This is a genomic window from Campylobacter sp. (genome assembly GCF_017646085.1).
GTDB lineage: Bacteria > Campylobacterota > Campylobacteria > Campylobacterales > Campylobacteraceae > Campylobacter.
On sequence record NZ_JAGCNF010000143.1, the window covers coordinates 1 to 12199 of the forward strand.

A 12199-nucleotide genomic window follows, 5' to 3' on the forward strand; every position below is an offset into this window, starting at 1 on the left:
AAAGCAGATAACGCTGCGGCGCTGGGTGAGCTTGAGCAGATAAATGTTTAAAAATAATAAAGTAAAGAGCAAATTTTAACTTTTTAGCTCTTTACTTAGCATTATATTATCTGTTGTAAAATACTAAATTATTTTAACAATAAGGATAGATATGTTAAATCTTCTTTTTAAGTCACTTTTTGCGCTTGTGGTGCTTATTATTTTTATTGCTGGTGTGGTTTTTGATGCGAAATTTTTATCTCAAGATCAATTTAGCGATAAAGAGCTTAAATTTAGTCGTGTGATTCAAGAAAGTGTTGATTTTATACCTGATCGTTTTAGTTCTCATATCACTTTAGAATCTACAAATACTCTACGCACTAGCGCCCAAATCACTCCAGAACAACTAAATCAAATAACTACCACACTAGATAAAGCGCTAAGCCTTGCTAAAGATAGCCAAATTTGCAAAGGATCTACCTACTCTATTAGCCCAAGTTACAGCTACAATGATGGCGCTAGAATCATTAGTGGTCAGCTTGTAAATTTTGATATTAGATGTGAATTTAATAAGACTGATATTAATAAATATGAAACGCTTATAACATCGCTAAATTCGCTAATTGCAGGTAATGAGTTTATCACAATGAGCCTACCAGCTCTAGCCCAATCAAGCTCTAGTGCTATCATAGCTCAAAATAGCGAACTACTACATAGCAAAATCTTAAAAAGCGCTATGGCAAAAGCTACAATCTACTCTAAAGAATTAGGTAAAAACTGTGTGTTAAATAGTGTTGAATTTAGCACTACAAATTATCCAGCAGACTACGCTAATATAAAAGCTACAGCAGCATTTACGGCTACACCGATAGAATCTAAAAAGAGTCAAAATCTCTTAGCTACTGCTTCATATAGTTGTAAATAATAAATTTAGCCCCTATTTTATGGGGCTTTTATTGCCTTATACTTTAAAAGATATTAATCGCAAAAGGCTATTATATTAATTATTATGATAAGGCCTTTTTAGCAGCTTCGCTCATACGCTTGCCATCGCACGCTGAGCCAATAGCCTCTTTGGCTAATTTCATCAATGTGCCTAAATCTTTAATCCCATTTAAACCATTTTGAGCGATTAGTTCTGATATTTTAGTATTTAATTCCTCATCGCTTAGTTGCTTTGGTAGATATCTAGAGATAATCTCTATCTCGCCTAGTTCTTTTTGCGCTAGGTCGTCTCTGCCTCCATTTTTATACTGCGTAGCTGATTCATTTCTACGCTTAATCTCGCTTTGCAAAATAGTAAAAATTCTAGCATCATCTAGCTCTACTCTCTCATCAACCTCTATTTGCTTAAATGCTGAATTTATCATACGCAATGTATCTCTCTCAAAGCCGTTTCCAGACTTCATCGCCGCTTTTATATCGTTTAAAATTTGTGCTTTTACGCTCATTTTATCTCCTTTAAATTTAATTTTTTTGCTATAAAAAGACCCTCTCGCAAACCATCATCAATCACTATACAAGGATTAAACCCTACTAAATTTGATAAAATCTCGCACCCTTTAACAATCAAATCAGCACGATTTTTACCTACTAGCTCATCTTTATTTGGTGTAGTTTTTAGCAAATTTGCCGCCCAGTTTAAATCTGTATTTTGAATCTGTACTCCATTTATCAAATCTGCTCTATAATTAGCATAATTTAACCCTTGCTTAAGCGCTGCGACTGTTGTAGGTACGCCAGAAGTTAAAATAATATTGTTAAATTTAAACTGCTTAATAAACTTCATAGCCATTGATATCTCAGCCCTTTTATCACTCTCAAGAGCTGTGATAATCCCAAAGCTAAAACTACGATTTACCTCGCCAAAACTAATCTCTGTACTAGCTCCACCAAGATCGATTAAAAGAGAATCTTTTAGATTAAGATTTAAAATTTTAGCACGATTTTCTACGCCTAAACGGGTTAAATATGCTTCAACTTCACCACTAATAATATTAAATTCAATACCAAATTCAGCCCTAATTTGCCTAAAAAATTCAGCCGAATTTGCTGCTTGTCTAAAAGCCTCAGTCGCTACTGCTATACTAGAGCTAAATGACGCCTCAGTACAAAGCTGAGCCACTGCTGTTCTAATGCGCTCCATAGCATCTGTGGCTAATCCAGTATGGCTTAGCCCACGAGCTGAACCAACAATACGCTCAAAGCTATAAACGCACTCAAACAAACCACTACTAAGCAACTCCATTTTACAAGCTCTAATTGTATTGCTTCCAAGATCAATTGCAACCATTTAAATAATCCTTTATAGCTTGAATTCTAAGTCGTTTTAGCTCATCGCCATAAGCCTTGCCAACACATAAAATAGCACTAGTATCGATATTTGGGCTAAATTTACATTCATAAATTCCAAGTGCTTGCGCCATCTTTATGCGTCTTTTACTATCAAGTCCAAGCCACTGACAAAGCGGCATATCAAGGGCGATTTTAAGTAGTTCAAATTTACTTACTCGCTTTAAAAATGGCTGTTTATAAGATATAGAATAGCAATTTGGCAAAGCAAGTCTAGAGATAAGAGATTTGCCATCAATAGAATAATAATTAATTAAATGGTATAAAAATGAAGCCTTGTGAGTGTGAATTTTATTTGAAATTTGTTGTATAAATCGCTCATCAAACTCCACGCCAAAAAGCTTTAAATCTAACCCAAGCTCACTAAGTAACTCCATTGCGCGTCTTTTAAATTTAGCTATAAAAAACTTTTCAAGCTCTAAATATATGCGATTAGCACTTAAATCGCTTATATCTATTTTTTGCATAATCTTAAGACTATCGCTATTACAAACTAAATCAAATCTAGCAGCAAACTGAACTCCACGAAGCACCCGCAAACTATCATCGCTAAAAGTTTTAGGGTTAGTAACTCTTAATCTTTTAGCCATTAAATCACTCACGCCACCCCAAAAATCCAATACCTCGCCGCTAAATATATTTACCATAATTGAATTTATCGTAAAATCTCTGCGTGCGCTAGCTATGCGTTCATCATTGCAATACTCTACGCTAAAACCCTTATGACCATATCCGCTTTTAGATTCAGTTCGTGGTAAGCTTAGATCATAGTTTTTTAACTTATAGACAAAATAGCTCTTACCCACACCAATAGCACCGCACTCTTGCATCAGGGCATCAAATTTATCTGGCGTAATATCGTAAATCTCGATATCATAATCTTTTGAGCCAATTCCTAGTATAGCATCACGCACCGATCCGCCAACTAAGTAGGCTCGTTTTGTATGGTTTAAAAGTATTTTTTTAAGTTCGTCAAAATCGCTATTTTGAGAGATTTGATAGCCTATTGTCGATACTAGCAAGCATAAATTCCAAAAATTTAATCGTCATATCCATTCTAAATTCGCTATTGCTACTATCAGCGCTATTTAGCCCCTCAAATAGCACGCCAATTCTCTCTTTTAGCCCTTGTAGATATAGCATCTCGCTTGATCCAAGATTTTTTTGTGCTTGTGGCTTTGTCTGGGCTTGTGGTTGGAGTTGCGGCTTTGGCTGCGGTCTTGATCTTAATGATTCTGAAGTATCAATAGATGCGACTCTAGAAGCCAACATCTCCTTTATCTCCATAGCATTTTTCTTAGCAGCCTCTTTTTGCGCTATAGTTTGAGCTTTAAACTGGGTCTGCATAGTTTGGCGAGGTTCTTGATTAAAATCAAACTCACGCCTTAACTCATTAGATTCTTCAAATTCATCATTATCGCTTGCTTCTTCAACGATAAAGCCATTTTTAGCCACAGCATTGCTTGTGCCTTGTAGTTGAGCATTTACCTCATCAATAGTAAGCTTGGCAATATCTTCTAATCTCATATCTTTATCAACCACCTTTTAAATTCTCTTATACCAGCATCATCGTTTTCTTTTAAATTTAGATAAAACTCTAGCATCTGTTCATTTGTCTCACCATTTTTGCGCTTTAGACCACTTAGCCGTCTAATAGCTGAGCGTGCTTCTTGATTGTTTGGATCACGCATTAAGATATTTTTATAGACCTCTAGAGCCTCATCTCTTAGCCCTTGATTTTCGTAAATCAGAGCCTCTGTAATTGTGCCTCTCATTGTTTTTTGATATAGTCACTAATAATTGAGCCGATTTCACTAGTTGTACAGATCTCAACTGCGTCAAATTTAGCGATATCTTTGGTTCTATAGCCATCTTTTAGCACCGCTTTTATAGCATTTTCGATACAATCTGCAGCCTCATTTTCTCCTAAAGCATATCTTAGCATCATTGCAGCTGAAAGAATCATAGCTATAGGATTAGCAATGCCTTGTCCAGCAATATCTGGAGCACTTCCATGGATTGGCTCATAAATTCCTACATCGCCACCCATTGAAGCACTTGGAAGAAGACCAATAGAGCCACAAACCATACTAGCCTCATCGCTTAAAATATCTCCAAATAAATTTTCAGTCAAAATAACATCAAATCCTGTTGGATATCGTACAAGCTGCATAGCTGCATTATCTACATACATATACTCAAGCGTTACGTCTGGGTAATTTTGTGCTACTTTTGCTGTTACTTCACGCCATAATTGACTAGTTTCAAGTACATTTGCCTTATCTACCATGCAAACTTTTTTACGTCTTTTCATAGCTGCTTCAAAGGCAATTTTAGCAATTCTTTCGATCTCGCTAACTGTATAAGTCATTGTGTTATAGGCTCTATCTTCGAGCTTTTCTCTAGGCTGACCAAAGTATAATCCACCAGTTAGCTCTCTAACAACTAAGATATCTACACCTTTTATAACCTCAGCTTTTAATGTTGAGGCGTTAATAAGCTCATCATAGATCATTGCTGGACGCAAATTTGCATATGCGTTTAGTGATTTTCTAAGCTTTAATAGCCCGCTTTCAGGGCGAAGATGTCTAGGTAGATTATCCCATTTCTCACCACCAATCGCACCAAAAAGTACCGCATCGCTCTTTCTAGCACCATTTAATGTCTCATCAGGAAGAGGCTCACCAAAGACATCTATTGCTGCCCCTCCCATCAAATAGTACTCATAATTTAATTCAAAATTAAATTTAGCACTCACACTATCAAGAACCTTTATAGCCTCATCAGCGATCTCTGGACCGATTCCATCGCCTTTTATTACACAAATATTATAACTTTTCATAAATATCCTTAAAGAGTGCTTTTAGCGTAGTTAATTAGTCCGCCAGACTTTACTAGTTCTTGCATAAATTCAGGAATTGGTTCAAATTTATACTCGCAATTTTGGCTTAAATTCTTAATAATTCCACCACTATAATCAATCTCTAGCTCATCACCTTCGTTTATACTATCAGTTTGGGCGCACTCTAAGATTAAAAGGCCGGTATTAAAGCTATTTCTATAAAAAATTCTAGCAAATGATTTAGCTATTACGACACTTATTCCAGCTGCTTTAATCGCTATTGGAGCGTGTTCACGACTACTTCCACAACCAAAGTTTTCACCAGCAACAATACAATCGCCAACTTTTACTTTTGAGCTAAAATCTTTATCTGCATCTTCCATTACATATTTAGCTAAAATTTCTGGATCGCTAGTATTTAAATATCTAGCTGCTATTATGACATCTGTGTCAATATTATCACCGAATTTCCATACTTTTGACATATTTTTCCTTGATAAAATTTTAGGTTATATTATAGCAAATTAACCTTAATCCCTAGCTTTAATGCGTTCTTGGTTGAAATTTTCTTCCATTTTTTGGATTTCAGCACTTCCGCTTCTATAAATTTCATTATCTACTTTTAGCTCTTTTTGACTGATTTTATTATCGTAATTTACATTACTTAATATATGTTTAAACACATTTAATCTCGCCTGTTTTTTATTGTTACTAACAATAATCGACCATGGTGCATATGGAGTATTTGATGATAATAGCATTGAGTATTTAGCAATTGTATATTGATCCCATAATTCTTGACTCTTTTCATCAACTGGCGAGAGTTTATACTGTTTTAATGGGTCAGTTTTGCGCTCTTTAAAGCGTCTTTTTTGCTCCTCTTTTGATACTGAGAAATAGAACTTAAATAAAATAATCCCTGAGCTTACTATCATCTCTTCAAATTTAGGAACTTGGCGTAAAAACTCCCTATGCTCTTCTTGTGTACAAAATCCCATAACAGGCTCAACTCCAGCTCTGTTATACCAGCTTCTATCAAATATTACAATCTCTCCAGCGCTTGGTAAATGATCGCTATAGCGTTGGAAGTACCACTGAGTTCTTTCAACATCACTTGGTTTTTCAAGCGCAACCACACGACATCCCCTTGGGTTTGCGTGCTCGATTAATCTTTTTATTGTACCGCCCTTACCAGAAGCATCACGACCCTCAAAAATTATTAAAACTTTTAAGCCCTCTTTTTTAACATATGTTTGAAATTTTAAAAATTCAATCTGAAGCTTTTTAAGCTCTTCTTCATATTTTAGTTTTGATTTTTTGACTTTAATGGTTACAAAATCTTCTTGGCTGCTCAATGTATTACCTCCGTAGATAAAAATTTTAATATTCTATAATTTTTTATATTAAATTTAGCAAAAATTTAGCAAATTTAATATCAAAAGACAAAAATGCAACTATATTTTTTTAAGCTAAAAATTAGGCTAAAAGCCCAGATTTTAGTTCGCTATATTTTTGCTCGCCACATAGCTCACGAACAAGCATTAAAGCAAACTCCATAGCCGTAGCTGGACCTCTTGAGGTGATGATATTTCCATCTATTACGACATTTTTATCAGCCCTATATCCAGCGTGATTTACTGTACCTTCAAATCCTGGATAGCAAGTATAATGCTCACCTAAAACCCCAGCAGCACTAAGCGCCCAAGGAGCTGCGCAAATAGCTGCTAATTTCTTGTTATTTGCTTTGGCTTCTTTTAATTTTTGGCTAAGTTTATCGCTTTTGGCTAGATACTCTGCTCCAGGAAGCCCTCCAGGTAAAACAATCATATCAGCGCTAGCAAAATCATACTCATTAAATAATACATCAGCTCTTAAGCTTACGCCATGCGCACCGCTTACTTCTAAAGAGTTATCAAGTGCTACCATACTAGTCTCTACACCAGCTCTGCGTAAAATATCAACCACACTAAGCGCTTCAATCTCTTCAAAACCATTTGCCATCATCACAGCTACTTTTGCCATTTTTTCTCCTTTATTAATTGATTGAATAGTATATTATTTTTTGATTTGCTAAGGAGCAAATTTTATAGTTTGCTCCATAAATTTGCTCTAGCAAAATCTCATTTATTATCTCACTTTTGCCAAATGCTAAAGCCTTTCCATCTTTAATAGCTAAAACCTTAGAGGCAAACCAAAATATATGATTTGGCTCATGACTGCAAATTATTATGATTTTTCCCATTTTTGCTAAGGCTCGCATAGTTTTCCAAATCAAAATTTGATTATTAAAATCTAACGCACTAGTTGGCTCATCTAAAATCATTATAGGTGAGTCTTGGGCTATGGCTCTAGCTATTAATCCTAGCTGCTTTTGTCCGCCACTAAGAGAGCTAAAACTCTTATCTTTTAAAGGCAAAATTCCCACCATATCCATAGCGTTTTCTACAGCTTTTATATCATCTTTGCTAAAACCAAAAACCCCACCAAAATGCGGCCTTTTCCCCATTAAGACCATATCAAAAAGAGTGTAATTAAATGGTAGATTATGGGCTTGAGGAACATATGATATTAATCTTGAAATTTGACTGATTTTAAGACTTTTAAACTCACTTCCAAATATTTTATACCCATCATAACTAGCATTTAAAAATCCTAAAAGAGAGCGTATCAATGTGGTTTTACCGCTACCATTTGATCCCATCAATCCAAGCAAATCCCCACGCTCAAGCTCAAATGAAATTCCACACAAAATTTGGCTTTTTCCATAGCTAAATTTAAGATTTTCAACTATAAATTTATCCAAATAATTTTGCACTTCTAACCTTTAAAATCCATAGTAAAAACGGCGCCCCAAGTAGCGAAACAATAATCCCTACAGGAATTTCTCCGCTGCTTAGCGTCCTAGATAAAGTATCACAAAGCAGCAAATAAATCGCTCCCATCAGTCCAGCCACAGGTAAAATCGCTCTATTATCAGCACCTACTAGCATTCTAGCAGCATGTGGCATCATTAGTCCAATCCACGCTATAATCCCTACACTTGCTACGCTTAAAGCGCTAAGCAAAGTTGCTATAACGATAAAAATAGCTTTATAAATTTGCGGATTTACACCTAGTGATCTAGCCTCTTCATCGCCAAGGCTAAGTAAATTTAACTTCCACGAAAGAGCAAAAGCAATGATAAAACATGGTATGCCAAATAGTCCATTTACAGCTATATCATCCCAACTAGCGTGATATAGTCCACCCATCATCCAAAATGTAATCTCTCTTAATTGAGCATCCTCGCTTAAATACTTCATAATTCCAACAAGCGAGCTAAAAATCGCCCCCACAATAACGCCTGAAAGCACAAGCGCAACACTATTTGTAACGCCTCTTTCAAAAGCTAAAGTATAGGCTAAAAATACCGCCAAAAGTCCAAAAGCAAAAGCGCTAAGCTCAAGTGAAAAAAAGATGCTTGGCAATAAAATTGCAAGACTAGCCCCAAAACTAGCCCCAGAACTAGCCCCTAAAATAAATGGCTCAACTAAAGGATTTCTAAAAATACTTTGATAAATCGCTCCAGCACATGCTAAAGAAACCCCTACTAAAATAGCTATTAAAATCCTAGGCACTCTAAGATTCCATACCACAATCTCTCCAGTTGCACTTAGCTCTCCTATTCCAAAAAGCTTATAAGCAATCACGCCCATCACATCGGCTGCACTTAGAGCTAAATTTCCACTAAGCAAGGCAAAAATTGATGTACAAATTAATAAAACAAAGAGCAAAGCTACAACTAAAAAAACTCTCAAAACTGCTCAGTCCAATCCAAAATTTGCGCTGAACGAAGCATTTTAGCAGCCTCTATATCTACACCATATAGTTTTTGGTAAAACTCTAGCGCAAACTCGCCAATATTTATATCAGCAAATTTATCTGGATGCGCTGCTTTTGCAATTATTAAAAGCTCCAAAGGATATTCTAGACGCCTTGAGCAGTTCATCGGCGTCCATGGAAGCGAATATACACGTTTTTGACGCACAGCCTTTAACTCACGTAAATTAGCATAACTCTCATTTTCATAAAGTTCAAATGTTGGATGATAGCCATTATATGTAGGCAGCAATATAACATCAGGTTCAAGCGCATATATCTGTTCTGCGCTAATCATAACCCTAGAACCTTTAGCCAAATTAAATGCATTTTGAGCATTTATAGTAGTAGTTAAAAGCTGAGATTCTGGCGTATCAATGCCATATGTGATACCACTAGCACCATTTTTCTTAGCTGCTAGGCTTAGGCCTAGATATAGCATTTTTGGCTGATTTGTAGCAGTTTGGGTGCGAGATTTTATTAAATTCTCAATCCCAACTAAATACTCATATAGTTTTAAAGTTTGTTCACTCTTTCCAAAAATCTCGCCAATAATTCTCATTTCATCTTTTATCGTAGCTAAATTTTTAGTATATGTAGGTGAGTATAGTACAACTAAAGGGATTTTAGAAGCTTCTAGTATAGATAATGTTTTTTCTAATGCCGCCTTATCTGCTCCACCAACAGTACAATCCCCTACTCGTAATATAATAAGCTGTGGGGCTGATTGCATTAGGGTTTCATAGTTGATAATATTGCCTTGAGGTGAGTTAAAGCATGGCAAAGTATCAAGCCATGGATGCATAGCTCTCATAGTATTTAATCCAGTAAATTCAAGCTCTTCATTTATGCCTTTAATCTTGTATTTATAATCACGCTTTAGTGACCAAGACGCAATTGCGCTGACTCTGCGAATCTCACCAAGGTGTGTCATAACCCCCTCAACAAAGCCATCGCTAATAGTAGCTATTCTATTTAAATTTGATGGAATTTGTACAGTTTTACCACGCATATCAGTAACGCTAATACCAAAAGCATAACTAGCTAAAAATATAAAAAAAATAATAAATCTCACAAAAACTCCTTAAAATAAATGCAAGATTATATCTTTTAATAATTAAATTTAGGCTAAAAAGCCTAAATTTATGAAGTAGATTTTATTAAAATCTTTTACCAAATGTAACTGAGAGATTATAATTATCACTAGTTGTAGCAAACTCGCTACCAATGCCAAATTTAGCAAAATAACCACTATTAAAGGCGTATTCAGCTCCAACGCCAAGATTTAATCTATTTTTATCTAAGTGATATCTTTGACTAAATTTCTGCCCCTTAAAGTCATTAAATTGGGCACTAGCGTCCATATTGTAGCCATCTAGCATTCTTTCATAAATAATATAACCTGTATATCTGCTTTTTTCATCACTACCTTCATAGGCTAAATTTAATCCCATACCAACTGTGTATATATCGTGATTTATACTATCGTAATTTTTAGCAAATATACCACCACTTTCTTTAAAGCTCTCTTGATAAATTTTACCATAGCCTAGATATCCAAGCGGAGTAACAACAATACTATAATGTCTAAAATCCTTAGCCACGCCAAGTTGCAAGCTACTACTATAACTCTTATAATCGCTACTTAATGTATTAGCTACTGTACGCTCATTTTCATTAAATGAAACCATAAACGACCCGCCACTAAGGAGCTTAAAGCTCTCAAAATCGTGAGTATAGTTTAGTGCTATATCAAAATTTGAACTCTTAGCCGTTGCACCAATATCAAAATCTAGCTTTGAAAGGCTCGCTCCAATTCCATAAGCAATTAGTCCATTTGAGCCAATATGTTGAGCCAAATTCACACTTGCGCCACTTTGATATCCATCAAATCCATCGCCATTATAGCGTTTAAATGTAGGATTTATATACCAGTAATCTTTTGGCGTAGCAGAGTTAAGCCCTAGATCTATTATATAATCACTTGCTACTGAAGCTACTAACACTCCACTATCATATGGATTTTGATTATAAGCAAATAGTGTCGAAGTAGCTGGATTTAGACTAAAGAGCATATTATTTTGCATAAAGTTATTATGAGTTGAGCTTTGAATAGATGTCATATCGCCTATAGATCTACCCTCGATACGACTCATAGTAGATTTATAGTTTTCTTGGGTACTTGAATCTAATGTAGCAAAAAACTGCTGATACTGCGGATTTAGATCATTTCTACTTCTGATATCTCGCATAGTTTGACTAAGCTGTGCTGAATTTGAAGCATAAGCATCTGATCGTACAACTGGGGTTACGATTATAACGCCGCTGTTTGGCTTTTGAGTGTTTTGGCTTGGGTTATTTGGCGTGCTTGGGTTTTGCGAACCGCTTGAGCCGGTATTGCTAGGATTTAAATTTGAACTGCTTGAGCCGCTAGAACTACCAGCGCCGTTTTGTCCGCTTTGCGCTCCACCGCTTGAGCCTGAATTTGCTTCGCTGCTACCGGCGTTTGGCTGAGTTGGATTTGAACCGCTTGAGCCGTTATCAGCGCCATTTCCGCTAGTTGCGCTTCCGCCTTGGTTATTGTCTCCGCCAGTTGGATTTCCGCTATTTGTGCCATCGCTTAGGTTGCCGTTATCTCCGCTACTAGCTCCACCAGTTCCGCCGTTTGAGTCTCCGCCGCCACTGGTCGTTCCGCTACCTGTACTAGCTTCGCCTATTGTTGGAGCTGGTGGCGTTGGATTTGAATTTGGGTCTTTATTGATTGTAGATTTATCATTATCTAGTCTAACATCAAATTTAATACTATTATTACTTGCAACCAACACCTCATCAAATTCGCTTATATGATCGGCTAATTTGCCTAGATCAATTTTTACTTCTTTGTTGATAGTAAAGTATTTCTCTAATGGATTATATTCTAATTTGCCATCTTGTATATTAAAATTGTTGGCGATTAATTTTGAATTTTTATCATTGCCAAAATCTAGGATAAGTTTTGAATTTGTGCCTTTTTGAGTGTAAGTGCCATCAACTGTTAGATCTGTTAGGTCAGCATTGCCTGGGCGGACGGTTGAGCCGTCATTGGTTAAATTTTGCTTGATTACGCCGTTGCCACTTAGGGTTGAGCCGTTATTTACATAGACATTGCCAGCGATTTGGCCGCCTTTG

At 36.0% G+C, this 12199-nt stretch carries 14 protein-coding genes; 1 reads left to right on the plus strand and 13 read right to left on the minus strand.

The window, feature by feature from the left end; all coding sequences use genetic code 11:
- Nucleotides 1-151: 151 nt before the first annotated feature.
- A complete protein-coding gene (locus J6V67_RS07270) occupies nucleotides 152-904 on the plus strand; it encodes an SIMPL domain-containing protein (protein WP_291860841.1) in 753 nt (250 codons plus the stop codon).
- Between the two features lie 82 nt (nucleotides 905-986).
- Here the strand turns inward: J6V67_RS07270 and J6V67_RS07275 are convergent, their stop codons facing one another.
- The 13 genes from J6V67_RS07275 to J6V67_RS07335 form a co-directional block, all read right to left on the minus strand.
- Nucleotides 987-1430, minus strand: coding sequence for a GatB/YqeY domain-containing protein (locus J6V67_RS07275; RefSeq protein WP_291860843.1), 444 nt, complete (start codon nucleotides 1428-1430; stop codon nucleotides 987-989).
- Nucleotides 1427-2272 carry a disulfide bond formation protein DsbA gene (locus J6V67_RS07280; protein WP_291860846.1) on the minus strand — a complete coding sequence of 282 codons (846 nt, stop codon included), beginning with the start codon at nucleotides 2270-2272 and terminating at the stop codon, nucleotides 1427-1429. Before J6V67_RS07280 ends, J6V67_RS07275 begins: the two co-directional genes overlap by 4 nt.
- Nucleotides 2259-3353 (minus strand): CCA tRNA nucleotidyltransferase, encoded by a 1095-nt coding sequence (locus J6V67_RS07285; RefSeq protein ID WP_291860849.1) that lies wholly within the window; start codon nucleotides 3351-3353, stop codon nucleotides 2259-2261. Before J6V67_RS07285 ends, J6V67_RS07280 begins: the two co-directional genes overlap by 14 nt.
- Nucleotides 3313-3858, minus strand: coding sequence for a hypothetical protein (locus J6V67_RS07290; RefSeq protein ID WP_291860852.1), 546 nt, complete (start codon nucleotides 3856-3858; stop codon nucleotides 3313-3315). Before J6V67_RS07290 ends, J6V67_RS07285 begins: the two co-directional genes overlap by 41 nt.
- Entirely contained in the window at nucleotides 3855-4106 is a 252-nt protein-coding gene (locus J6V67_RS07295) for a hypothetical protein (protein WP_086224919.1), read from the minus strand. Before J6V67_RS07295 ends, J6V67_RS07290 begins: the two co-directional genes overlap by 4 nt.
- Nucleotides 4103-5173: a 3-isopropylmalate dehydrogenase gene (leuB, locus tag J6V67_RS07300; RefSeq protein ID WP_291860859.1), complete on the minus strand. Its 1071-nt coding sequence runs from the start codon at nucleotides 5171-5173 to the stop codon at nucleotides 4103-4105. Before leuB ends, J6V67_RS07295 begins: the two co-directional genes overlap by 4 nt.
- Nucleotides 5174-5181: 8 nt before the next feature.
- On the minus strand, nucleotides 5182-5658 hold the full coding sequence (locus tag J6V67_RS07305; RefSeq protein WP_086228333.1) for a 3-isopropylmalate dehydratase small subunit: 477 nt from the start codon (nucleotides 5656-5658) through the stop codon (nucleotides 5182-5184).
- 45 nt (nucleotides 5659-5703) lie between these two features.
- Nucleotides 5704-6528: a polyphosphate kinase 2 gene (gene ppk2 / locus J6V67_RS07310; RefSeq protein WP_291860864.1), complete on the minus strand. Its 825-nt coding sequence runs from the start codon at nucleotides 6526-6528 to the stop codon at nucleotides 5704-5706.
- Nucleotides 6529-6649: 121 nt separating this feature from the next.
- Nucleotides 6650-7195, minus strand: coding sequence for a DJ-1 family glyoxalase III (locus tag J6V67_RS07315; protein ID WP_291860866.1), 546 nt, complete (start codon nucleotides 7193-7195; stop codon nucleotides 6650-6652).
- Between the two features lie 13 nt (nucleotides 7196-7208).
- Nucleotides 7209-7988, minus strand: a complete 780-nt coding sequence (locus J6V67_RS07320) for an ABC transporter ATP-binding protein (RefSeq protein ID WP_291860869.1) — start codon at nucleotides 7986-7988, stop codon at nucleotides 7209-7211.
- The gene (locus J6V67_RS07325) at nucleotides 7969-8970 is read right to left on the minus strand and encodes an iron ABC transporter permease (RefSeq protein WP_291860871.1); all 1002 of its coding nucleotides are present in this window, start codon (nucleotides 8968-8970) and stop codon (nucleotides 7969-7971) included. The genes J6V67_RS07320 and J6V67_RS07325 overlap by 20 nt, the downstream gene beginning before the upstream one ends.
- Nucleotides 8967-10106: an ABC transporter substrate-binding protein gene (locus tag J6V67_RS07330; protein WP_291860874.1), complete on the minus strand. Its 1140-nt coding sequence runs from the start codon at nucleotides 10104-10106 to the stop codon at nucleotides 8967-8969. Before J6V67_RS07330 ends, J6V67_RS07325 begins: the two co-directional genes overlap by 4 nt.
- 85 nt (nucleotides 10107-10191) lie before the next feature.
- Nucleotides 10192-12199 (minus strand): autotransporter domain-containing protein (locus tag J6V67_RS07335; protein WP_291860877.1); only part of this gene is annotated, 2008 nt, incomplete at its 5' end.

What these genes read in the sequence shown, in the direction of transcription:
- J6V67_RS07280 (WP_291860846.1), bottom strand. Translation starts at nt 2,272, where the DNA reads ATGGTTGCAATTGATCTTGGAAGCAATACAATTAGAGCTTGTAAAATG.
- J6V67_RS07315 (WP_291860866.1), bottom strand. Translation starts at nt 7,195, where the DNA reads ATGGCAAAAGTAGCTGTGATGATGGCAAATGGTTTTGAAGAGATTGAA.
- J6V67_RS07295 (WP_086224919.1), bottom strand. Translation starts at nt 4,106, where the DNA reads ATGAGAGGCACAATTACAGAGGCTCTGATTTACGAAAATCAAGGGCTA.
- leuB (WP_291860859.1), bottom strand. Translation starts at nt 5,173, where the DNA reads ATGAAAAGTTATAATATTTGTGTAATAAAAGGCGATGGAATCGGTCCA.
- J6V67_RS07270 (WP_291860841.1), top strand. Translation starts at nt 152, where the DNA reads ATGTTAAATCTTCTTTTTAAGTCACTTTTTGCGCTTGTGGTGCTTATT.
- J6V67_RS07305 (WP_086228333.1), bottom strand. Translation starts at nt 5,658, where the DNA reads ATGTCAAAAGTATGGAAATTCGGTGATAATATTGACACAGATGTCATA.
- J6V67_RS07275 (WP_291860843.1), bottom strand. Translation starts at nt 1,430, where the DNA reads ATGAGCGTAAAAGCACAAATTTTAAACGATATAAAAGCGGCGATGAAG.
- J6V67_RS07290 (WP_291860852.1), bottom strand. Translation starts at nt 3,858, where the DNA reads ATGAGATTAGAAGATATTGCCAAGCTTACTATTGATGAGGTAAATGCT.